18 protein-coding genes are annotated in these 23,689 nt (G+C 48.6%); 6 read left to right on the top strand and 12 right to left on the bottom strand.

Annotation, left to right across the window (positions count from 1 at the left end; all coding sequences use genetic code 11):
- Nucleotides 1-386: 386 nt before the first annotated feature.
- The 3 genes from D8V06_RS04735 to D8V06_RS04745 all read right to left on the bottom strand — a co-directional run bounded on the left by D8V06_RS04735 (nucleotide 387) and on the right by D8V06_RS04745 (nucleotide 4,482).
- Nucleotides 387-2,381 (bottom strand): nucleoside-diphosphate sugar epimerase/dehydratase, encoded by a 1,995-nt coding sequence (locus tag D8V06_RS04735; RefSeq protein ID WP_130930535.1) that lies wholly within the window; start codon nucleotides 2,379-2,381, stop codon nucleotides 387-389.
- Nucleotides 2,382-2,488: 107 nt separating this feature from the next.
- Entirely contained in the window at nucleotides 2,489-3,517 is a 1,029-nt protein-coding gene (locus tag D8V06_RS04740; RefSeq protein WP_130904122.1) for a glycosyltransferase family 4 protein, read from the bottom strand.
- Nucleotides 3,517-4,482, bottom strand: coding sequence for an SDR family oxidoreductase (locus D8V06_RS04745; RefSeq protein WP_177434366.1), 966 nt, complete (start codon nucleotides 4,480-4,482; stop codon nucleotides 3,517-3,519). The genes D8V06_RS04740 and D8V06_RS04745 overlap by 1 nt, the downstream gene beginning before the upstream one ends.
- A gap of 326 nt (nucleotides 4,483-4,808) precedes the next feature.
- Between D8V06_RS04745 and D8V06_RS04750 the strand changes: the two genes are divergently transcribed.
- The 5 genes from D8V06_RS04750 to D8V06_RS04770 are packed head-to-tail and all read left to right on the top strand — an operon-like array spanning nucleotide 4,809 to nucleotide 10,408.
- Nucleotides 4,809-5,906, top strand: a complete 1,098-nt coding sequence (locus tag D8V06_RS04750; RefSeq protein ID WP_130930528.1) for a DegT/DnrJ/EryC1/StrS family aminotransferase — start codon at nucleotides 4,809-4,811, stop codon at nucleotides 5,904-5,906.
- Entirely contained in the window at nucleotides 5,903-6,850 is a 948-nt protein-coding gene (locus tag D8V06_RS04755) for a glycosyltransferase family 2 protein (protein WP_130908558.1), read from the top strand. The genes D8V06_RS04750 and D8V06_RS04755 overlap by 4 nt, the downstream gene beginning before the upstream one ends.
- Nucleotides 6,843-7,796 carry a WxcM-like domain-containing protein gene (locus D8V06_RS31000; RefSeq protein ID WP_130930529.1) on the top strand — a complete coding sequence of 318 codons (954 nt, stop codon included), beginning with the start codon at nucleotides 6,843-6,845 and terminating at the stop codon, nucleotides 7,794-7,796. Before D8V06_RS04755 ends, D8V06_RS31000 begins: the two co-directional genes overlap by 8 nt.
- Entirely contained in the window at nucleotides 7,796-8,209 is a 414-nt protein-coding gene (locus tag D8V06_RS04765; protein ID WP_241668703.1) for a GtrA family protein, read from the top strand. The genes D8V06_RS31000 and D8V06_RS04765 overlap by 1 nt, the downstream gene beginning before the upstream one ends.
- A 6-nt stretch (nucleotides 8,210-8,215) precedes the next feature.
- Nucleotides 8,216-10,408 carry a hypothetical protein gene (locus D8V06_RS04770; protein ID WP_130930530.1) on the top strand — a complete coding sequence of 731 codons (2,193 nt, stop codon included), beginning with the start codon at nucleotides 8,216-8,218 and terminating at the stop codon, nucleotides 10,406-10,408.
- Nucleotides 10,409-10,916: 508 nt separating this feature from the next.
- Here D8V06_RS04770 and D8V06_RS04775 read toward each other — a convergent pair.
- Together D8V06_RS04775 and D8V06_RS04780 are read right to left on the bottom strand one after the other, a co-directional pair.
- On the bottom strand, nucleotides 10,917-11,189 hold the full coding sequence (locus tag D8V06_RS04775) for a hypothetical protein (protein WP_130930531.1): 273 nt from the start codon (nucleotides 11,187-11,189) through the stop codon (nucleotides 10,917-10,919).
- Nucleotides 11,190-11,403: 214 nt separating this feature from the next.
- Entirely contained in the window at nucleotides 11,404-12,597 is a 1,194-nt protein-coding gene (locus D8V06_RS04780) for an acyltransferase (RefSeq protein WP_177434361.1), read from the bottom strand.
- 227 nt (nucleotides 12,598-12,824) lie between these two features.
- Here D8V06_RS04780 and D8V06_RS04785 point away from each other — a divergent pair, with 227 nt between their 5' ends.
- The gene (locus tag D8V06_RS04785; RefSeq protein WP_130930532.1) at nucleotides 12,825-14,834 is read left to right on the top strand and encodes an acyltransferase family protein; all 2,010 of its coding nucleotides are present in this window, start codon (nucleotides 12,825-12,827) and stop codon (nucleotides 14,832-14,834) included.
- 104 nt (nucleotides 14,835-14,938) lie between these two features.
- On the opposite strand, the gene D8V06_RS04790 is transcribed toward D8V06_RS04785, so the two are convergent.
- From D8V06_RS04790 to D8V06_RS04820, 7 genes are all read right to left on the bottom strand, one after another.
- A complete protein-coding gene (locus D8V06_RS04790; RefSeq protein ID WP_130930533.1) occupies nucleotides 14,939-16,291 on the bottom strand; it encodes a hypothetical protein in 1,353 nt (450 codons plus the stop codon).
- 102 nt (nucleotides 16,292-16,393) lie between these two features.
- Nucleotides 16,394-17,506, bottom strand: a complete 1,113-nt coding sequence (locus D8V06_RS04795; protein WP_277751288.1) for a glycosyltransferase family 4 protein — start codon at nucleotides 17,504-17,506, stop codon at nucleotides 16,394-16,396.
- Complete coding sequence (locus D8V06_RS04800; protein WP_130904133.1) at nucleotides 17,500-18,129, bottom strand: acetyltransferase; 630 nt, start codon at nucleotides 18,127-18,129, stop codon at nucleotides 17,500-17,502. The genes D8V06_RS04795 and D8V06_RS04800 overlap by 7 nt, the downstream gene beginning before the upstream one ends.
- Entirely contained in the window at nucleotides 18,126-19,778 is a 1,653-nt protein-coding gene (locus D8V06_RS04805; RefSeq protein ID WP_241667774.1) for a glycosyltransferase, read from the bottom strand. Before D8V06_RS04805 ends, D8V06_RS04800 begins: the two co-directional genes overlap by 4 nt.
- Nucleotides 19,769-22,066 (bottom strand): glycosyltransferase, encoded by a 2,298-nt coding sequence (locus D8V06_RS04810; RefSeq protein WP_241667775.1) that lies wholly within the window; start codon nucleotides 22,064-22,066, stop codon nucleotides 19,769-19,771. The genes D8V06_RS04805 and D8V06_RS04810 overlap by 10 nt, the downstream gene beginning before the upstream one ends.
- Nucleotides 22,044-22,814, bottom strand: coding sequence for an ABC transporter ATP-binding protein (locus tag D8V06_RS04815; RefSeq protein WP_130904134.1), 771 nt, complete (start codon nucleotides 22,812-22,814; stop codon nucleotides 22,044-22,046). The genes D8V06_RS04810 and D8V06_RS04815 overlap by 23 nt, the downstream gene beginning before the upstream one ends.
- Complete coding sequence (locus D8V06_RS04820; RefSeq protein ID WP_130904135.1) at nucleotides 22,811-23,593, bottom strand: ABC transporter permease; 783 nt, start codon at nucleotides 23,591-23,593, stop codon at nucleotides 22,811-22,813. The genes D8V06_RS04815 and D8V06_RS04820 overlap by 4 nt, the downstream gene beginning before the upstream one ends.
- Between the last annotated feature and the right edge of the window lie 96 nt (nucleotides 23,594-23,689).

Below are 23,689 nucleotides of genomic sequence, written 5' to 3' on the forward strand. Positions count from 1 at the left end.
GACTTTAGGCCAGCCAGTAAAGCTGGTTGACTGTGGGACATAACAGAAAGTCATGTAGGAGGCGTCCCACGGGCGCTAGTGTCTCTCCAAACGCTTTCAGCTTTGCAACGCTGACGCCTATCAAGGAGTGAAAAAACTGTTCGATCGCATGCCCGGAGTTCTATTTCTAAATGTAAAAACCTTCAAAAAATAATCTGAAACGTGTGTGGCTGGGCGACTGAACGGATGACGCTGGCGTGTCGGCAAGAGTGTCGCAGCCTACATCCACACTTCAACGGAGCTTGCGACGGGGTCACTCGAGCGACATCGTTTGAGGAAGCAGCTTTCCGAAGCAGCCTCCTAAACTTGGTAGCGCTAAAGTGTCGCCTTCACTGGAGATGTAGCAGTCATGTCTCGAGACGGCGCTGCTGATAGATCCAGTCAACGATATCGCCGTCGGGGGTGTAGCCACTGACGGTCGCACGCAACAACTGGCGCACCAGAACGTAATCATCCCGCTCGACCGCATTCAACAGTTCCGCTAAACGCACTTTCAAAAGATCCCATGGAAGATGATCCTCACTGGCGCTCATAATCATCGGGTGTTGAGTTGCTGACACGTTATCGCCAATCAATAGCTCCTCATACAGCTTCTCGCCGGGACGCAAGCCAGTGAATTCGATCGAAATGTCGCCTTGCAGGTTCTTTTCGGAGCGCACGCTCAAACCGGACAAGTGAATCATCTTCTCCGCCAGTTCAACGATCTTCACCGGCTCGCCCATGTCGAGCACAAACACATCACCGCCCTGCCCCATGGATCCGGCCTGAATCACCAACTGCGCCGCTTCGGGAATGGTCATGAAATAACGGGTTATTTTCGGGTGAGTCACCGTCAACGGCCCGCCGGACCTGATTTGACTGTGGAACAACGGAATCACCGAACCGGAAGATCCCAGCACATTACCGAACCGAACCATCGTGAAGCGCGTCTTGTTGACCCGCGACACATTAGCCTTGTCACCAAACAACACCGGCGCAATTTCGCGACTCAAGGCCTGGAGCGTCAACTCAGCCAGGCGCTTGGTGCTGCCCATCACATTCGTCGGGCGAACCGCCTTGTCGGTCGAGATCAATACAAAGTTGGAAACGCCTGCCTGCAAAGCAGCTTGGGCAGTGTTGAGCGTACCCATCACATTGTTGAGCACCCCTTCTGCGATGTTGTGCTCGACCATCGGAACATGCTTGTAAGCCGCGGCATGATAGACCGTGTCCACGCCCCAGGTCTTCATGACATCCAGCAGTTTATGGGGATGACGGATAGAGCCGAGAATCGGCAATAGCTGAACGGGCGCCGACTCCCGACAACCGCGCTGCTCCAGTTCCGACAAGATGCTGTAGAGGTTGAATTCACTGTGATCAAACAGCAAAAGAGTTGTGGGACGCAGGTTAAAAATCTGTCTACACAGTTCTGCACCGATCGACCCACCAGCACCAGTCACCATGACCGTCTTGCCTTTGATACATCGCTCCAGCAAATCCGGCTGCGCCGGCACCGAATCGCGCCCGAGCAAGTCGGCAATATCAACTTCCTGGATGTCGTCGACCTTCACCCGGCCACTGGCCAGATCGGTAAAATTGGGAACGCTTCGAATGTGCAGCGGAAAACGCTCAAGGAACGTCAGGATTTCCCTACGCCGTGCACGGGTCGAGGAAGGCAGTGCCAGAAGAATTTCCTTGGCGCCCGACTCATCAATCATTTGCTGAATGTGCTTGGGCTTGTAGACCTGAAGGCCGGCAATCACACGATCCGCGATGCTTGGATCATCATCGATAAACGCAACAGGACGCATGACCCGGCCCATGCGCAACGCGGCAACGAGCTGGTTACCGGCCACTCCTGCGCCGTAAATGGCGACTTTGGTGAGGCCGTCGTCGCGGTTGGTGAAGGGTATGTGCTGGGCACCGGCGAACCAGTCCCCCATAAAATAATGCCGCATGCACAGGCGAAGTCCGCCAATGATGACGAGGCTGAGCCACCAGTAGTTGAAGACAATAGAACGCGGTACAACGGCTTCGTGGTTGCTGTACCAATAGACGACAACAGCCAGAATAAGTGACGAAAGGCTGACGGCTTTAATGATGGCTATCAATGCATCATTGCCGAAATAACGCATTACAGCTCTATACATTCCGAAACGAATGAACAACGGGATGGCTACGAGAGGGGCGCTGACGAAAAGCCAAAAATGTACCCTGAATGGGTTATACATATCATCGATACCCAAACGGACGATGAATGCCAACCACAAAGCAGCCCAGACCAGAACAATATCAGTGGCAACCTGAATCAACCTTTTTCGGCGCCGGGGAAGACCTACTAGATAGGCTCTGATCTTATCCATAAACCCTTCAAACACCTCTGTCCTCCTATCAGCACCCTTTTTCATTGTGGTGAGATCTCATGGGTCCTGCGCGATCACTCTAAACCTAACGACCTATCACTTCTTGCTTAGTTCTTCACAGTAGACTCTTCCGGATCTCCGGCACGGAATTTATTAGCCAGAACGATCAGCGGTGCGTAGGCCAAAACGACTCCGAAAACCCCGTCCATATCAAAGTGTGTAACGCAAACGGCTAACGGCAACAGCCAGAAAATATTGATCGCGCCCACCGCTAGGGTGACTGGCAAATGTTTACCAAAGCGACGTGAGGCGAATTGATAGGCATGGCTCCTATGTGCTTCATAAACCCTCTCAGCTCTTGACAAACGTCGAATTAACGTGAAAGTCGCATCAACAATGAACACCCCAAGCAAAATCAACCACCCCCACAGCATCGGTGTATAAACCCACGCCGCCTGTAAAGAAAGCCCGCCTAGTGTAATGCCCAGAAAACCGCTTCCGGCGTCGCCCATGAAAATCTTTGCAGGCGGGAAATTCCAGCAAAGAAATCCTGCAACGGAAACCGCAAGCAACAACGGCCCCCAAATCAGCGTGTCGAGACCCGCCAACCAGTAAAGGAGGCACGCGCCCAGACAAGCGGAAATAGCTTCGACGCTGGCAATGCCATCGATGCCGTCCATGAAGTTATAGAGATTGAGTAACCACACCAGATAAAAAGCAGCCAGCACATGACCTGCCCACCCCAGATCGACCTGGATGCCGAACAGATCAATGGCCGGCAATCCACCCATCCAGACGAGCAGCCAGGTCGCCGCGGCAAAATGGCCGAGCAAACGCCAACGCGCGGCGATGTGACCATGGTCGTCCATAAAACCGATAATCGCTATAAAAATCCCTGACCCAGCGATCGCGAAAAAGATCGATGGAGAAGTCAGTCCTGCACCGTACAGAAAAACCAACGACATGATGAAAGCCACGACAATGGCGACGCCGCCACCCCGCGGTGTCGCGACCACATGGGAACTACGAGCATTCGGAACGTCCATCAGGCTTCGAGATATCGCGTACTTACGTAATGCCGCCGTCAGTAAAAAAGAAAGACCGGCAGCCACCGGAATAAACCACGCATAACTCATTATTTGTGAGCCTCCAGAAAATGCTGTGCCGCCGATTTCAATCCATCATCCAGACTTACGGGTGGATGCCAGCCCAGTAGTTTTTGAGTTTTCTTGATATCGACCTGTAATGAGCCAAAAAGCCTCTGCGCGGTTGCACGTCGTCCCAACAAGCCGGCCAGGAACACCAGCACTGCTGCTGGAATGGGTACGAGCCAGGTTTTGACACCCAGATAAGTGATCAGGCGCTGCATGAGCTGGGTCGTTGAAACGTCTTCGTCATCGCTTACCAGAAATACCTGATTCATGGCCTGGGGATGATCGATGCACGTCGTGACCAGATCAACGACATTGTCCAGTGAGACAAGACTTCGATAATTGTTCACGGCCCCGAACGGTAGTGGGACGCCCTTTACCAGCCAGCGCATCATTTGCAGAAAATTCGCGCCCACACCGGCACCATAAATAAGGACCGGACGAATGATGACAACTTCAATCGCTCCCGTATTGGCAAGTTGCAGAAGTTGCTGTTCGGCTTCGTACTTGGAAATACCGTAAGGATCCAAAGGGTGCGGAATATCATCTGCCGAGAAAGCACTTCCGGGCAAAGTCGTTTCTCCATTGACCTTGATCGAACTGATAAAGACCAATCTCTTAACGCCCGCCTTTATCGCCTGGCGTGCAAGATTAAGCGTGCCTTCAACATTAGTCGCACGAAACATCTCCAGCGACTGCGCTGGGTCCTCGTGCATAACGTGTACTCGTGCTGCTGAATGCACAACCACACTCACACCCGCTAGTGACGACGTCCAATCGGTGGATTGATCAATGTTTGGTATATGAGTTTTTTCTACGGAATTGGGTAACTTGCTATTCAAATTTCTAAGAGGCGCTACAACCGATGTTTCCGGCAGAGCGCACAAACGCCTGACTACGGCACCTCCCAGAAACCCTGTCGCGCCGGTCACAAGTATTTTTTTTGACATTTCAAACCAATTCAAAAAATAGATAGCATTGGAATAATCTATCACGAAAAGTCGTCATTTTGAGCGCTCAATTTGTGCGAAGCGCCTCACCCTGCCCCTTATGGAGCACAAGCCAGCCAGCTGAAAAAAACACAAAGCCCTGCGTCTCAGCACAATTCGCCATTACACAGGTTGGAGCAAACACGCGGTAGAGATAGAATCCCCCCCAATTTTGACTAAACGCTCGATGAATAGAGCCGCAGACGCTTCGCAGAGATGAGTGGCGTCGGTAAGTCATTCAAAATACATACTAATTTAGCAGGCTACGCCTCGAAGGGAGCATATCGATGCAGCAAATCAATAATCTCAGCGCGAAAATTGCAAAATATCGCGATCAGATCGATGCATCCATTCAGCGCGTGGTCTCCAGCGGATGGGTAGTCCTGGGGCCAGAGGTCAATCGTTTTGAATCATCCTTCGCCGAATATCTAGGCGCCAACCACTGCGTAACCGTAGCCAATGGCACCGATGCAATCGAATTGGCCCTCAAGGCATTGGGTGTCGAAAAAGGTGACATCGTCGCTACGGTCGCCAACGCGGGCATGTATACCACCACGTCGGTCCTGGCCATAGGCGCGGTCCCGGCCTTCATGGATGTCGACTTCGATACCCAAGTCGTCACACTCGGTGAAGTTAAACGTGCAGTTGAAGCGGGCGCCAAAGTCGTCGTCGTCACTCACCTTTATGGCTTGGCCATCCCGCAAATCCAGGAAATTGCGACGTTCTGTGCGGACAATGGCATTCCACTCCTGGAAGACTGCGCACAAGCTCACGGCGCCAGCATGCATGGCAAACGTGTAGGCACATTCGGCGACGCTTCGAGCTTCAGTTTCTACCCGACAAAAAACCTCGGTGCCCTAGGCGATGGTGGTGCAGTCGTCACCAACTCTGCCGAGATCGCGCAGCAAGTAGCTCAATTGCGTCAATACGGCTGGTCCTCCAAATATTGCGTGGAGTTGGGCGGCGCCAGAAACAGCCGCCTGGATGAAATGCAAGCCGCTATTCTCTCCGAGTTTCTGCCGCACCTTGATCAAGGCAACGGGCGACGCAACGAGATTGCCAAACGTTATCGCACTGAAATCAGGCAGCCCGAGATTGTTCACCCGCAAGGCGACAGCGATGCCTGGGTCGCTCACCTGTATGTGATCAAGAGCGTGAAACGTGACGCCTTGCAGCAACATCTACGCGGCGTGCAAATCGCTTCCGAAGTTCACTACCCGATTCCTGACTACCAGCAACCCGTGTTCAAGAATGTCCATGCCGACTTCCACTTGGCCAACACCGAGCGTCTGGCCAAAGAAATTCTGACACTGCCATGCTATCCAGAAATGGAAGAGCATGAAGTCAGCGCAGTGATCAAAGCCGTCAACGGATGGGCTGCATGACGTACTCGATCATCATCCCGGTTTACAAAAACGCAGAATCCATTCCGCGCTTGATTCAGGTACTCAGCGAAATCAATGAGAGCCTGAACAACCAATTAGAAGCGGTTTTTGTCGTTGATGGCAGCCCGGATGCATCGTTTGCATTGATTCAAAAAGAACTGCCGAACCTGCCTTTTGCAGCACAGCTACTGGCGCATTCGCGCAACTTCGGTTCCTTCCCGGCGATTCGAACAGGTTTGATGGCGGCCACCGGTGAGTACTTCGGCGTGATGGCTGCTGACCTGCAGGAGCCACCGGAACTGCTGATCAGCTTCTTTCAATCCCTTTCAAATGATGAGTGCGACGTAGCCATCGGCACGCGCAATGCCCGAAATGATCCCTTGTTGAGCCGCATGGCGTCTTCGATGTTCTGGGGGCTTTACCGAAAGCTGGTCGTTCATGACATGCCTAAAGGTGGCGTCGACATCTTTGGCTGCAATAACACGTTCAAAGAGCAGCTGCTGAAGCTTGAAGAATCGCGCTCGTCATTGATCGCACTGATCTTCTGGCTCGGTTTCCGAAGAAAGTTCGTCGATTACGATCGCCAGGTTCGTCAGGAAGGCAAATCCGCCTGGACGTTCAAGAAGAAGCTGGAATACATGATGGACAGCATCTTCGCCTTCACGGACTACCCTATTCGTCTACTGATTAAAATGGGCACGATCGGTTCATTAATGTCAGTCGCAATAGGCCTGATGGTCATCATTGCAAGAATACACGGCACCATCGCGGTACCGGGGTACGCGGCCACCATGGTCGTGGTCTTGCTGCTGGGCACTTTGAATCTTCTGGGCCTGGGCCTTGTGGGCACCTACGCCTGGCGTGCTTATGAAAACACCAAACAACGACCATTGGCAGTCGTGAGCATACAGTTGAACAACCGAGAGCAAATCAGCCATGTCTAACCCGACGATTCATCCTAGCGCAGATGTCAAGAGCTCCAACATTGGCCAAAACACCCGTGTTTGGCAGTATGTTGTCATTTTCCCTGAGGCTGTGATCGGTGCGGATGTGAACGTCTGCTCTCATTGCCTGATTGAAAACGATGTCGTCATCGGCGACAGAACGACGATCAAGTCAGGCGTTTATGTCTGGGATGGCCTCAGGATTGGCAACGATGTGTTCATTGGTCCGAACGTCACCTTCACCAATGACAAGTTTCCTCGTTCCAAGGTCTATCCGGAAACGTTTCTCCCAACCGTAATACACGACAAGGCTTCGATCGGAGGCGGTGCCGTGATCCTTCCTGGCGTCACCATTGGTATGGGTGCGATGGTTGGAGCAGGTGCGGTGGTCACAAAATCAGTGCCCCCGTATGCAATCGTGACCGGGTCGCCTGCGCGGATTACCGGCTATGTCGAGAACTCCGCGATAAGTGACAACAGCGAAAAACCGAAGCTCGTTGAAGACACAGCGTCGCAAAAAGGGATTACAAGACTTGGGGTGGGTGACGTCACCACACACAACTTCAAATTCGTTGGGGACATGCGCGGTGATTTGTCGGTGGGCGAATTCGAGAAGGAAATCCCTTTTATTCCAAAACGCTATTTCCTGGTATTCAACGTCCCCAGTCAAAAAACCCGCGGCGAACATGCTCATCACAACTGCCATCAGTTCCTCATCTGCGTGAAAGGGAGCTGTGCCGTCGTGGTTGATGACGGTCAAAACCGCGCTGAAGTGATGCTTGATGCTCCGAATAAAGGTATTTACTTGCCGCCTTTGACGTGGGGCATTCAGTACAAGTACTCCGAGGATGCAGTGCTGCTGGTATTTACGTCTGACTACTATGACGCGGCGGATTACATTCGGGATTACTCCGAGTTTTTGAAAATTACAGGTTCGAAAAACTAGTGGGCATCACCGTCTCAAAAGAAAACTTACGCCGATGGGTTTCCTTTCTGATAGGGGGGTGTCTGAACACCCTCCTGACCTATGGAATCTATTTGTTGTTGAACATGTACTTGAGTTATCAAAAATCTTATGTAATTGCCTACGTAAGCGGAATAGTTTTCTCATACTTGTTTAACGCACAAGTTGTTTTCAATGTGAAAAAATCATGGAAAGGGTTAATGGCTTATCCCTTAGTGTATTTACTCCAGTATGCATTAGGCGCTCTATTGCTTAGTCTTATGGTGGAGAAATTAGGGATACCTGAAGAATTAGCCCCGCTTTTGATCATTGTCCTGCTTCTGCCTGTGACTTACTTGCTGAGCAAAACAATACTTAAAGCCACACATCAGCCCAAGACAGGCATGGATCAGTAGAGCCAGATGACCAACATAACGGAACAACTTCTATCAAAAAAGCTTTCCCCTTCCCATTCTTGTGTTGCCGCGAAATTCTGGATGGCCCATACCTTACCCGTTGCTATATTAGTGCTGGCATTGTGGATACCTTACGGATTTTCACTAATCGGCCTGATAGAAGAATGGGGATTGCTCGGGGCATTCACTACACACGGACTTTTTTTCGTAACTGACACTACTAGTCCCTTGGCTGCTCATGCGTTAAGGCCTCTGACGATTCTCCCTCAAGCCATTGCTTACTATTTAGACCCCTATTCATTCAAATACTGGAATGTGCTGCTTGCACTCTCACTGTGCGTAAAGGGCTCGAGCCTAAGCTACATAACAAACTATGTTACTGGCTCACTCAAGTGGGGAATGATCGCGGGTTTGCTGATCGTAGTTTTTCCAGCCGACACGATGCAATTATCGTTTAGAGCGCTGCATATAAACTGGGCACTTAGCTCATTGCTGCTTGGAACCGCTCTATTCGTAGCCGCACTGCAGGCAAAATCGGCAATCATGTCGTATTTACTGAGTGTCGTATCAGCCATCCTGCTGATGGCCGCTTGCGCTATGTATGAGGCCTCACTGCTGCTTTCTGTGCTGCCAATTCTATTAATCCTTGTAAAGTCGGATTTTAAATCAGCCGTCTTTCAACTGCGCCAGCAGATATGGAAACATCTCATTTGGCTGACGGGTGCTTTTGCCTATGTTGCCTATGTCATTCACACAGCCCCTCTCATTAACAGCTATCAAAGCGGCATTGCAGGCAGTTCCAGCATTGTCAGCACAATCATGCACTCACTCCCCAATTTGTTCTCGATAGGCTTGCTGAGAACGACGCTGGGAGGTTGGTATGATGCAACAAGAATAACCACGGTGGAATTCAGTACTTATTGGTACGCCATCAGTGTGATGTTTGTAATAACGTTGACATTCTACCTACTGCTATCCGGCGATCGAAAAGCAAAATCAGCAGAAAATACAACTTCAACAGCGATCCCCGTTCGATTGTTGATTACTGGCGTCATATTGGTACTTTTAGGGTATGCACCATTTCTACTGTCGACATCCCATCAGGCGATAAGCCAACGCACGTTCTTGTTCGCAGCACCCGGCGGTGCATTTGTTACGCTCGCTCTGCTGATAGCAATTGCCAAAGCGAGCAAAAATCTGGCAACCCTTTGCGCGACTCTGCTAGTTTTTATCGGGTTTTCAACACAACTTTATCAATTCCACCACTACGTCAAAATATCAGACAGACAGCGTAATATTATAAAAAACATTGTCGAAAATTTTGATGGAGAAAACAGCAACAAAACACTGGTAATAATTGATAAGACCAACCAACTCAACAGCACATGGATGTTTATAAACGAAAACTTACAGGCTACCCTGAATTACGTCTACGGGCATACCTTCACCACGATTGAAGTTTGCCACGAAGATGGCCATGAGTGGCAGCACACCGATAGCGTAGGACGCAAAGGTACCTGCGAAGAAACAGCTGAAGACTGGATTTTTCACTACCCCACGTCTATAAGTGGCCCTGGATTCGAACCCACCAAGCACTTAGAGGATAAAAAGATCCTCAAGTCTCAGACCGTTGCCATTACAGTAGCCCCCGATGACAAGCCCAAGGAAAATCCAAATCGCACAGAAATGCTACGAGGCGACCAAAGCCGCACGGGCGCAATCTATCGTGGATTTATTGACAAACCTGACTATTATAATCTTCTGATTGGTTTCACTGATCAGGAATCCAGTGACCACTATTTCTGGGGATTTGGTAACTGGTGGAGTATGGAATTGCCAATAGCGGGTTCAGGTTGGCGCGAGGCCGAATGGACTGTTAATAAATTCCAACATAACGCCTCAGCTTGGAAAACGAACAAGCAGTCCTCTCTGGATTTTAATTTTTCACCAGTATCAGACAAATATCTACTGAAAGGGATGTTCGATTTGATCGTAAACCCCGCAATAAAAGCGAGCATGAAAATCGAAGTCAACGGCAACAACATTCCCTTCCAATGGAGCGACGACAATAGTTTTCAAGCGGAACTTCTCAAAGGCCAAATTCGAGACGGAATGAATACAATCACTTTCCTCAGCGATGCGGATGAGAATTACTATGGGTTTTCGGGAAGACTTGACTGGATTGAAATAAAAAAATAGTACTGGTCAGCTGATAGCCCCCTCTGTTTCCTGCCCATTCAATAAGGATGAGCAGGAAACATCGCTTTATTCCTCAGTTGTAAACCACGGGCATGTACGCTCCCACCACCGTGCATGAAGGGGTTAACCCTATTGAGAAAATTGAGCAGTGGCCCACTCAACAGTAGGGGCTGGCGGTCAAAGGAATCAAACAAGAGCGGCTTCGCTTTGCCATTTTGCCGCCCTTGACTTGAAGATCCGATAGTGCTTAATAACAAACCTCCCAGCGCGAAGTCCATACTCTTCCACCGTTTTATGCAAACCATAACATACGAGCAAAAGAACCAGGGTGACCTGCATTTTTAGTGGAATCACTGTTAATCCCAAGCTACTCAGTACACTGGTCAAGTAAGGCCAAGCCCAGTTATGGAACAAATAAACTGAATATGTCAGGGTTGAGGCGAGTCTGATGAAAAGGCCGTCTTGTATTCTCCCCCCGTAGTAGCCAGCCGCAAAAAACTATCAATGCTTACATCGAATGGTTGTTATTATTGAACACTGGCTGGACCTTGGTTGTCATGGTCCAAAAAGCAAATACGATAGACATCAAAACTGCAATACAAATATTTTTGTTCGCTCTGCCCGTTTCCAAGAGATAAACACATGACCCGAGAAACAAAAACGGAGCATACAACGTAGTATACCCAAGCATTAATCCTGGAGAATATGGAAATGGCGGAGAAAAATAAAGAGCTGCCGCCAGAACAGCAAATGCGGCAGGAATATATTGCTGGTTACGCATTAAACCAGAGGATTCCTTGAGCTCGTAAAGCCCATCCATCGAGACCCGGGATGTTATAGTGCGAAAAAAACACCATTAAGGCGGCAGCAAATCTTAATCCCGTCAGGGCGGGGATTGCGCCTGAACGGTCAAGTGGAATTGACATCATCACTCCTACATTCGTAATTTTTAACTCAATTTTCAAATAGAAAATCAATCCCGTTCAAAACTCCCACTAACTCATTCGACTTTCACGCTGCGGTTCGGTTGTATTCAAACAAGCTTTACGGGCAGAAAAATCACGGTATTTATTTAGGAAGATCTTACCTGCCCGAAGACCATAGCGTTCTACACTTTTATGCAATCCAAAGCACACTAAAAACAACACAGTCAAAATCTGGGCTTTTGCCGGAATGAAAAGTAAACCAACATAATCCACTAAAGAGGATATATAACTCCATAGCCAATTATGAAATAAATAGACAGAGAAGGTCATATTGGAAACCAGACGTATCAACGGCCCATCTTCAAGCCGATATCGCATGCTCCACCCCATGAGAAAAATGGCGACAGCATAGAATCCATAGTTAAACTCTTTCCACTGGGGCTGATACTTTGCAAGTATGAATAGAAAATAGCCAAATAGAATAAAAAATGTAGCGATACATAGATTTTTTTTGGCATTCCCAGTTTCCCAGAGATAGACACATGCCCCCATAAATAGAAATGATGAGTAAATCGTCTGGTAAGCCAATGGGAGATTCGCCGCGCCTGGAAACGGAGGCAGTAAAATAACCCCCGTAGCAATAATTAAAAATACAACAGGCAAATATTTTTGGCACCTGAATAGGCCCGAAGCCTTGAGCATCGCCATTACTATATAGAAAGCAATCTCCAGTCTGAGAGTCCACTCAACCCCTCCAAGGGCCAATGATGTTCCAAAAAAATCGCCAATCAAAAGAAGTCGAGGGATCCATACTGAAGGAGGAGCAAAGGCCGCACCTCTTAAAAAGTGATCAAATAAACCTTCCATCACGACGGCTACGATAAAAAGTGGATAAATCCTGAAGAATCTTTTTAGCAGAAACTCCGGCGTAGACTCCGACTGCAGCACGTGAGTGATGATGTATCCGGATGTCAGAAAAAAAACGACGACCCCTGCCCCTCCGCCATAGCACAACGGAAGGACGGCTTGGGCGAGATACCGAAAAGTTATATGCAATGCCTCATTAGTAGAGGCAAAAGCGAGTGAGTCATACATTTTGTGAGCAATCAGCACACTGATGAATGCAAATATCCGCATAACATCGAGAAAAACTACTCTGTCGATGATTCTGTTAGCCATTTCTTGACCGCGCATTAATGAATTGAGACCGAAAACAGGGGAAACCATCGCGACAGCAGGAATTCTACAAGCCTTGGTTGTCACTGTCAGGTTTCGCGTGCTCCGATTTGAAAGAAACCACGAACAATGCACCTCGGCCGCATCTGTGTTTTCTTTAGTCTAAAAATCAATTGTCGAAGGCTGTTCATCCCCTTAAGATGCCTGCCTGATCGGGCTTGGCTGCGCCTGTACTTGTGAAAGAACCCGGAATGGCTTGCGCAGGTAGTTCTCCAACTCTATGAAGCATGGACACCAAAGGATTATCCTTTCAAATGTTGCTCATCGATAAAAGCTCCACAGTGAGCAGACCAACCAACCAGAGTTATCATCCTGTCTACCGAGCCGATATCGATGGCTTGAGAGCCTTTGCGATCCTTGCCGTAGTTATCTTCCACGCCTTTCCAGCGCTCCTACCTGGTGGATTTGTTGGAGTCGATGTTTTTTTTGTAATTTCCGGCTATTTGATCTCAAGTATCATTTTCAAAAACCTGCAAAACGGCACATTCAGTTTCTACGAATTTTATAGACGCCGTATACGCCGAATATTCCCCGCGTTACTGCTGGTATTGGCGGCAACATTCTTGTTTGGCTGGATAACATTACTCGCCACTGAGTTCCAACAGCTAAACAAGCACATAGCCGCCGGGCTTGGCTTCATACAGAATATTATTCTATTTCAGGAATCCGGTTATTTTGACGTCAGCTCCGAGTTAAAACCGCTGACACATTTGTGGTCTCTCGGCGTTGAGGAACAGTTTTACCTGCTCTTTCCAATTACCGCACTGCTCATATGGCGCTGGCGCCTGAACACGTTGACAATTATTGCATTAATGTTGTTGGCATCTCTATACGCCAACATCGTTGAAGTTTCAACCAATACTTCTGCAGCTTTTTTCTTGCCGCAATACCGATTCTGGGAACTTCTTTGTGGCAGCGTAATTGCGTACATTGCAATGACAAGGAAGCTTCACCACTTATCATCGACAGTATCTCATCCAGCCTCCGTATTTGGATCTGCGCTTCTGATAGCGTCCGTAATATTTATCACTGAAAACTTAAAGTTTCCTGGGTATTGGGCAATCCCCCCTGTATTTGGATCGATGCTAATCATCGCTGCCGGTCCTGGGGCGGTGATCAATAGATATATTCTCACCCACCGGTTCGCCGTCTGGATCGGACTTATCAGCTATCCGCTGTATCTATGGCACTGGCCGCTACTTACATTTGCTCGAATCATCGAGTCTGAAACTCCAAACCCTCAAATTAGAATAATGCTTGTTCTGGCAAGCGTAGTGCTCGCATGGGCAACCTATCGATTTGTAGAGAAACCGTTCCGAGCGAAATCCAACCCAAAACTGGTATTCTACAGTCTCTTAGTAACGGCATTCGCCTTTGTTTCTGTGGCGATACTAACCGTCGTGAACGATGGATTTCCATTTAGACAAAAGGATCGTGAGCAATTCGCGCAGTCATTCGCAAATACAGCTCCAGAGTGGAACTACTTTACAAATAACGAGACGGCTGCCCGTTTCCGCATGGACTGTGATTTTTATGACACAAAAAGTTTCTTCAAAGGAAAAGCAACCAATATTCCTGCAAGTAGCATAGACCCAAGTTGTTATACACCCACGTCGAATAAAAAAGTTTTTTTATGGGGTGACTCACATGTTCAGCAGTTGAACTATGGCCTTCAGCATACGCTACCAGCCAACGTTTCAATTCTCCAGATAGCCAGTTCGGGATGCTCCCCAAACCTTCCCGACAAGTTCTCAACTGAGGCTGAGTACTGCAGAGTTTCTAATCAAACGGCACTCGACGTAATTAAAAAAGAATCACCGGAGGTTGTAGTCATAGCGCAAATAACGGGGCACGACACCGTAAACGACTATAAAGCGATGACAAAACTGTTAAGAAGCTATGGTGTGGCGCACGTTATCATTGCAGGACCGGTTCCAAAGTACCAAGCGAGCCTCTATCAAATCATTGCTCGGAAGTATTGGCTGTATACGCCTAGACGCATCATGGACGATGTGGACAGCTCTGTATTCGAAGTTGACGCCGCTCTAAAGGCGAAATACGGTAGCGGTCAAGGTGACTTTGAATATTTCTCAATGACTGATTTATTTTGCAATAAAGATGGCTGCATTACTTATTTGGGTAATGATCGCAAGAGTGGGCTGGTCACATTCGACGCCACACATCTGACGTCGATAGCATCGGTCTACGTCGCCAAAACCGCACTTACCGAAGTCATTCTAAAAGACCTCGAGATGCAACCATGACGATTGAGCATTACTAGACTCTGAATGCGTGTGTCGCCGAGGTAGCCCCTCCCCGGCCTCACATGCCACTTCAACTCTCCCTTATGAAACCCTAGACAAGAAGGTCACGGGAGCTCATATGAAATACACGCCATCGCTGCACTTGTGATAGCCAGGGATACCGAAGACAGAAAAACAAAGGTTAGGGAAAGTAACAGCCAATGTTGGCTAATTGTTTCTTTAAACGTTATCCATTCGAACCGGGTAACAACAGCACCGAACAGTACCAAGTAAACCGGTATGAAGAATCGAGTCTCTACCGCACCCGGCAAGATAGCTAACACTGGCAAGAGAATGGGGGCAAGGTAAGCCGCCTCAATCCATCGTTTTTCCTTACGTAACCCATAGATCAGCACACAGAAAAACAGCATGGAGAAACACAGAAACGAGACAACACTTTTATTTGTGGAGGATTTTTCGGCATAAACGATGCCATCGCGAACATCCAAGCCATTGATAAAGTGCCGGCCATAAATACCCAAAAACTGTACTGGGTGCTTTAGGACCATCGATAAATAGCCATGCATGTTAGGGTCAGCGAACGACGAATTATCAAGATCCCTAAGCGCAATGCCCGCAGGATCTCGGTAGTAAAGACTTGGCGCGGGACTGTCTTTACCTGCATACGTCTCGTAGCGTTGAACCACCACCCCCCAATAGAGTTGCTGGGCCATTAGCGGTTTGCCCTTCACCATGGCAATGACCATGGGTGTAGCAGTACCGTGTATTCGTTTGTTAATCATCATCTGTGGGGTGGCAATGATTAAAGCGCCTAATACAAATGCGAGCATCCCCAATGCGCGTGAAGGCCAAGGCCTTTCCCGCATAAACACGAACAAAACAACAAAGAAAAGTGCAATTGCGGCGAAAAGATAAATTGTCCGAATATTATAGGCTGCGCTGACAGCTGCACCGGACAGAAATAACCAGCACCACCCATACTGCGAATTTGCACGGGCCGCCAGCGCAACAGCAATGACCAGGACGAGCAATGCAGGCAAGTCAGACAATGGAAACAGGAACAAGCCCGGAAACACGGCAATTGTGAGTAACGCGAAGGCCGTCCTTCGAGCAAAGGAAAGTGTGCCGCCGAACGTCTTCAAGAAGAAATTAGCTATAGGGCCTGTCAGCAAGTAAGCATACACAACAGAAGAGGTAACCTGAAAAACAATTCTACCGTTCTCGCCTATCAAATCTGCAAATGCGTGGACCGGCACAAGCACTAGCGGATAAAAATACCCCCGTGCCACCTCAGGGAAGTTCACCATCACCGATGGTGCACTCAGCGACCAATACAGACTCGAATCGAAAGGATAGAAAGAAATATCCATTATCCGATGAAGCACTAACGACAGCAAAAAAACTGCTAAAAATGAAAAAAAGCGTTGTCGGTGTTGAAGTGAGCTCAATAAGTCCATGACACTCTCTATTTCTAGTTTTGACCGCTGCATTATTATTGTGACTTTAAGTACGCAATATCAGTGCTATGTTCTGAGCTATAGACCCGACACCCACGCCCATCACGTCAACAATGAGTGATATGTTTGAATATAAGACTTAACCATATCATCAGCCTTAAAATATTCTTCATATCGCTTTAGAGCATTCTCGCCCATTTTTGCCGCGCCCAATGGGTCATTCCATAACTTCGTCATAGCACTGGCCAGAGATGCACTGTCTCCCGGCAGCGCTACATAGCCCGTCTCACCCTCGATGTTAATGTACGTGGTACCGGTTCCTATCTCGCAGGAAATCAATGGTTTCCCGTACATCGCCCCTTCGAGCAGGGTGATCCCGAAGGCTTCAGACCTGAGGTGGGAAGGAAAAACCAAAGCGAAACACAAGGTCATCAGAGCGGCCTTGTCAGCGTCCGGAAGGCCACCGACAAAAAAGACATTATCCAGGTTCGCCTCTTTGGCTTTCTGTTTCAGTGCCATTTCCATGGGGCCTTTGCCCATGATCACGATCGGCAGCTTTGTTTGCTGAGCAGCTTCCAGAAGAAAGTCGAGGCCTTTGTAATAGCGGAGTGCCCCAACAAACAGGAAGAAGCGCTCACCTACTGTCTCACGCCAATGAGCCAGCGACGCGTCAGTCACCACAGGGTATGTTTTGCGATCGATGCCGATCGGGATTACTCTGACTTTATCCACGTACTTACCCAGTGTCTCGCTACTGGCGACATAGTTGGGTGAAGAGGCAACGATAACGTCGACATTTCGGAGAAATGCGTGCAAGAGCGGATTATAGAGTCGGAGCAACGTCTGCTGCTTCACGATATCCGAATGATAAGTAACAACGGTCGGCTTCTTCACTCTGGAAAGAAAGTGGACCATGTCCATGAATGGCCATGGAAAATGGTAATGGATAACATCGGCTTGCTCTGCGAGTTCGATGAAGTCCTTGATCGCGCCGATTGAAAAGCCGGTGGAAGCGATCTGAAGGTTTTCATATGACCGGTGGGTAATATGGTTTCCGAGCCGTTCGTTGCGCATTGCGCCACGGGGGCTAAGGTACAGGACTTCAGACGCCATACCGTGCTGTATCCCCCCCTCAGCGAGCTGAAAGATAACCTGCTCTATACCGCCCATGGTATCCGGGTAGTAAGTCTTGAAAAAATGCAGGATTTTCAAGATTTGTGCCCCAAAAACTTCGCAGGAACTCCCACGTAAGTACCGGCCTTTTCCAGATTGCGATGGGCGCACGCACCGGCGCCCAGCATGACATCGTCTGCCACCTGCAGTCCGTCGATCACCGTTGAGCCCGCCCCCAGGAAGCAGCGATCGCCGACACGGCTCCGACCGGCGACCACAGCGCCAACGGAAATGTGGTTGTAGTCACCCACTACGCACTCATGCTCGACAATTGCACCAGTGTTGATAATACAACCACGTCCGACGGAAGCCATTGGCCCGATATGAGCGTGATGAGCAATAAAACTCCCCTCACCAATTTGGGCTCCAACACCTATCGTGGCACTGGGAGAGATGAGAGTTGCTAAAGGCCATCCCTGTTGAATGACCCATCCGCATTGTTCTATTCGTTTTTTGTTGTCTCCCGCGGCGGGAATGACTGACCAATCCTCAGGCAGCTCAAAATCCACGGACGCTTTCACGGGAAACGAACAAAACGACTCACCTGGTCTGGCGTTGGCGTCGATAAAGCACAATTGCGTGATACCCGATGCAAGTGCGACATCAGCCACGCTCCGGGCATGCCCGCCAAACCCTAGAATCAACAGCCCTGTGGTTGAAGTCATGCAGTGACCTCCGAAGGGATACCGTCGCCCGCGGAAATCGATTCAAGGACCGTGATGTGCTCGTTCACAACATCCGTCCAGGTTCGCTGAATCAGGCTTTGATAGATAGTTTTCTGCAGTGTCAGAAGCTCTTCTCGATGAGAAAGCGCCCAGTCAATACGACGTGACATATCTTCCCAATCAAACGGGTCAAAAAATGTCGTTTCCTGAAGTTCTGGCTGATTGAGTATTTCCTCAGTCACCGCGATTCGAGCCATGACCACAGGCGTATCTACGGACAGAGCCTCGGTAAAGGTGAATGGGCATCCCCCTTCACTCAGGCTAGGGTTGACTGCCAGATCTGCCAACTTATAACAGGCAGCAAGCTCCTGCACCGTCAAACCGTGCAAGCATAAAATGTCGTTCTCCAAGCCGTGTTCGGCAATGAACTTTTTGACCGCCGGATAACGCTCAGGATCACCGGTCAAAATCAGCTTGTGACTGATATATTTTTTTCTTAGAAGAAACTCGTAGGCCCGCAGTAACATCAGCAGGTTTTTGTTCGGCCTAAACTGACTTGCATAAAATATAAATTTGAACGATGCATTTGCAAAACCCACCGTATAGTTCTTATTGGAGGACTTGCGCATCGCACTACTAAGAAGCGTTTGTGAATAATGAAGCGACGTCGCTTCCAGATCCGCAAATCCTCGGGTTGTGACCCATTGGTTCAACATGTTCGGGGCATGGTGAATCACCGATACATTAGAAGCGCGTATCGAATACTGTTCGACCAGCGTGTCCCACTTGATCGCGTTGCTGTAAGTGACGTAATGCTGTCCAGTCTGAATCGATCGGCGAACATCCTCATAGGTTTGCAAAAAGCGTTCGCCTCCCACACTAGAGAAACCGACGGGGAAATCCGATAGCACTACATCCGGCACACACATCAGACGTGGACGATCTATTTTGTTGAAGGCGGGCCAAAAAGCAGTAGGACTGTACCAAGCTTTCACATCAGCCAGGCTATCAATCAAGTGAAGCATCCGCTCTGACTCGATTCTCTCCATCCGCTTATACAGTCGAAAAATAAAAGCGTCGTCCTTAGGCTGTCCAACTGCCCCTCGGGCCCGTGATAAATGGCGCCGAAAAGGCCGGGAAAGTCGTTTGAAAACAAACTTAAATTTTATTAAAAAAAGAACAACCAACCCCAGGATAATGATTGGGCTAATCAAAAGCGCAAGGCCTGCAAGAACAAGCCCTTCTATCAGCAACACCGCCAAGCCCAAGTACGAGTTTGTCGTAACTAACTGCTGCTCAACGTGATCAATGGCAGCTTTTTTAATCGCTGAGACGCCATTGGAAAGCCTTTTGAACAGTCCAGGCTTGCGCTTACGTTTCTTTCGGGCTATGTAAGCTTCGTAAATGCGTAACACCATCGGCTTTTTCGAGGGGGAAACTAATTCAAAGCGCTCCTGTGAGACCCCTTCGCTGCGAAATAGATCTTCAAGGCCTTCTTTCGACCAACTCGGGCACACCAGGACAAAGCCCACGTCTTCTCGGTCGCTTGCACCTTTCAGAAAGGCAGCGAGGTATCTACCCAATCCTTCATGGCGCAAATCCAACCCTGGCGCGTAGGCCAGGTAAATACCATATTTATTTATAGACACTCTCGTATGACTCCCCAATATTGTGCCGCCAACTTCTCAACGCCTTGTTCTGCCAATACCTCAGGCGATGGAAGCAGGGCCTTCTTGGACAAGTAAGTCAATTCCATATCTTTTAACTGGTGCGCCATCTCTTTATAGTCGGAGGCATTCATCCAGGACAACTGCAGTGAAAATTGAATGTCCATCTCACGCATGGCGGGATAGTCACTGCTTAATGCCGGCACACCTAAGCTAGCGGCCTCAACAACACTGAATGAACCGTTGTCAATTTTACCGGCATGCCATAGAAACGTTGCATTCGCCAATGTACAACGGTATTCAAAGTCAGGGAGTTCACCAAGCCACTTAACTTTCTCCCATAATGCGGCGCTTGCATTAACCAATGCAGAAAGGGACTTAAGGTGCGGTTCACTACTCTCTAGCATATTGTCAGTGTTCACACCCGTCACATGACAGAAGAATTGACCTCCCAGCGCCTCGTAATAAAATTTGAGCGCCTTCAGTGCGTTCACATGATTTTTATGCGCGCCGGCATTAGTTGTCCACAAGAAATAGGGCTGGTCGGGTGCCGACAATATCCCAGGTCCAACTTTTGAAAAGTCAGGAGCCAGCATAGGCACCTTAGCGATTCGATTCACTTCAACGCCTGCGTACTGAATGGCGTCCTGTTTCGTAAATTCAGTCGTTACAAGAAGCTTCTGCGCCCGACGCACAGCGCTGATAAAGTGTTCATCTCCACTTTTCGACAGTACCTTTTCATAGCGCTGGAGGTAGTCATAGACCATGAAAATGCAGGGCCGCAAAGGCACTAACGGAGCTTGAACACGATCAGAGACTATGATCCACGCGTCGCAGTCCAGAAGCTGTTTAATGCCATCATCCGGAACAACATATCTCACGGAGTCAGGTTCCCAGCCGTCGTGGCCTGCGTATCGCATGGCTCTGCGTGCGGTTTGCGCGTCGAGGGTTTTCCAGTGAAAGGTGCGAAGCTGAATTCTCTCATCCTGATCGGTAGGAACTTCTGCCTCATCATCAGCAGACTTCAAATGCAGGAGGACAACGTCGACATCTTCCCCCCACTGCCTGCTTCCTTCATGCAATGCTTCCGCTAGCAGGTGGGCCCCACGAAGGCTTCCCCCTCGATATTCGACAGGGACTACCACTGCGATTTTCTTGCGTTTGACTGGTCGCTGGCTTTGTTCCAAGCGACTGACTTCCAGCTCTTGCAGAATCTCCTTGAAGCTGCTTATCCAAGCGGCTTCACAGTTCTCTGCCCGCATCGGCTCCAGCAGTAGCGCCTGACTTTTACGCACTTGCTCGATAAATTTCGAATCATCATTCAAGATGCGACGAATTTTCTCTCTCGCTTCTTTGACAGACTCGCATCGACCAGGAAGGGTCGCTCCCCCCATTCGATCAAGAATGCCACCACTCATGAAGACTAGTGGCATGCCGACGCGGATGGCTTCGAAAGGATGATAATGAATATGATTGGGTTCGCTTGAATGATAAAACATGACTCGCGACTCTCTCATATTGCGTTCATGTTCTTCGTGGGTGACAAATCCCAGCACATTTGGATCGTCCACTTCAATCGGCTGCGAACCGCCGATTTTGTAGGGCATCCCCTGCATGTCCGAAACGAAATCTTCGTATACTTTTTTATAGTAGCTACTGAAACCAATGTCCGGGCACACGAAAAAAATGTGCTTCTGCTTTCCGTTCCAGACATCATTGATCGCACAGTTGTTAAGGCCCAGTGGTAAAAAAGCCTTTCGTTTTTGTAGATACATGGGCTCCGAGTCAGCCAGATGGTCGTAGGCTATCCCCAACCAAAGCCGTCGACCGAGCTTCTTGACAGACTGTGTACCTAGAGATAAAACCTTAACCACTTCTGAATAACTTAGTGTTTTATCCAGGCCATAAGCACGCCAGATAGCCGCACCGGTAAATGATCTCGATACTTCATTCATGAAGCCTTTCGAATGGCAGATGAAAAAACAGATATCAAAGTATTTATTGGCAATATCCCAAGCTTCTTTGGAAGGTGCCACATACCAATTCTGCTGGTTCAATACTTCCAGATCTTCAGTTGGAATAGTAAGATTCGCATCTTCAGAATAATCAATGCTAGCCGAACGAAAACCGATTTCCTGTGGAAATGACTTTGGCAAAAAAAACTCATTGACGCCCAGAGACCTAAGCATTTCAAGCTCGAATTTACGAGCCGCACCATGATTCAGCAGCCACATCACACGAAGCGGTTTAGTTTGCATCAGCAAGTCCATTTATCTTCTTGTATTCAGCAATTGCGTCAGTGATTTTACCATCGAACAGCAACTCACCATGATGAAATACCAATCCTCGGGTACAGATGGATTGCAAGGCTCCAAAGTCATGAGAGGCAAGAACGAGAATTTCTGCTTTTTCGATCAGACTGGTTATTCTTACTTTCGCCTTTGCCATAAAGTTGGCATCGCCCGCACCAATAACTTCATCCAGCAACAATATGTCGCCGCCCACCGTGGTGGAAATAGCGAACGCAAGTCGCACTTGCATCCCGGCAGAATATGTTTTAATAGGGTAATCAATAAATTCGCCCAAATCAGCAAACTCGACGATTTCGTCGATTTTCTCACGCATAAATTTGGGTGACAGACCAAGCAACAAACCTCGATAAAGGATATTTTCCCGCCCTGTCGCATCAGGTTCAAAACCCAAGCTTAAGTCGAACAAGGAACGAACCTGGCCTTGCACATTCAGTTCGCCGCTGGAGATAGGATACAAGCCGGCAACAGTCTTGAGGAATGTACTCTTACCCGCGCCATTATGACCAAGAAGCCCTACACGCTCGCCACTGACAATTTGAACATTTATATTCTTCAGCGCATGAATATCAGCTACATGATTATCAGCGTCTTTTTTTGAGAAGATATTCGCCAACAACGACTTTAACGAACGCTCCTTGTAAGCAGCGGCTGCATAATGGAGATTCACATTTTTTACATTGATCTGATTGATCTTATTCATTCTCATAGGTAAAAAATCACCTTCCGCTCTGCTTTGTAACCAACACACATCGCGATCAAGCCAAAAAACAAAGCGGTCCCTAAACTGTAGGAATAGTTAGCCAACGTTGGCCATTCCCCTTGTAATAGAGGCGCTCTAAACAACTGAAGAATGTGATAGATCGGATTGTAGTCGATCAGGGCATGCAGTCCGCCGTTCTGAAACATTTTTGCTTCAAAGTACACCGGGGATACAAACCACAAAGACTGCATAACCAGGCCGAGCGCATGGGGAACGTCGCGAAAACGGGTGCTGATATAGGAGAGTAGAGTTGACACGGGCCATGCTATCAAAGCAACGATGGGGAATATCGTTAGGGTCGCCAACCAACTCCAACCGAAATTCTGAGGCATCATGATTGCGACCCAGAGATAGAGAGAAACGCTGGCCAGCATGAGCACGATTGAACTACCAATTACCGTACGCAGGGTATAAATTGCCAAAGGATGATTACATTGTTTTATGTAGGCATCCGCTTGAACGAATGACAAAGAGCCGCCAATAGTATTAGCCGAAATAAATTCCCACACGACTATCCCAGAAAGAACATAGGGGGCGTAGGTTAATACATCCGTATTGAACAGTTTGCTAAATACAAGCGTCAGGAGTACGGTCATGCCCAATGGTTGAATAATTGACCATGTCACACCAAAAAACGACCTGCGCCAGCGGGAACGCAAATCAGCCAGTGCAAGATGCACCCAAAAGTATCGAGCAGCCCAAACGCGCGAAAAATACGAAAACATTACTTCCCCTGAATAATTAAATTCGAAAGCCTGGACATTATTCGTCCTCTTTGAATTCTTATAAAAATTGAGGCTGTTGCCAGCCTCAATTCAAGC

Source organism: Pseudomonas sp. Sample_24 (assembly GCF_004307605.1).
GTDB lineage: Bacteria > Pseudomonadota > Gammaproteobacteria > Pseudomonadales > Pseudomonadaceae > Aquipseudomonas.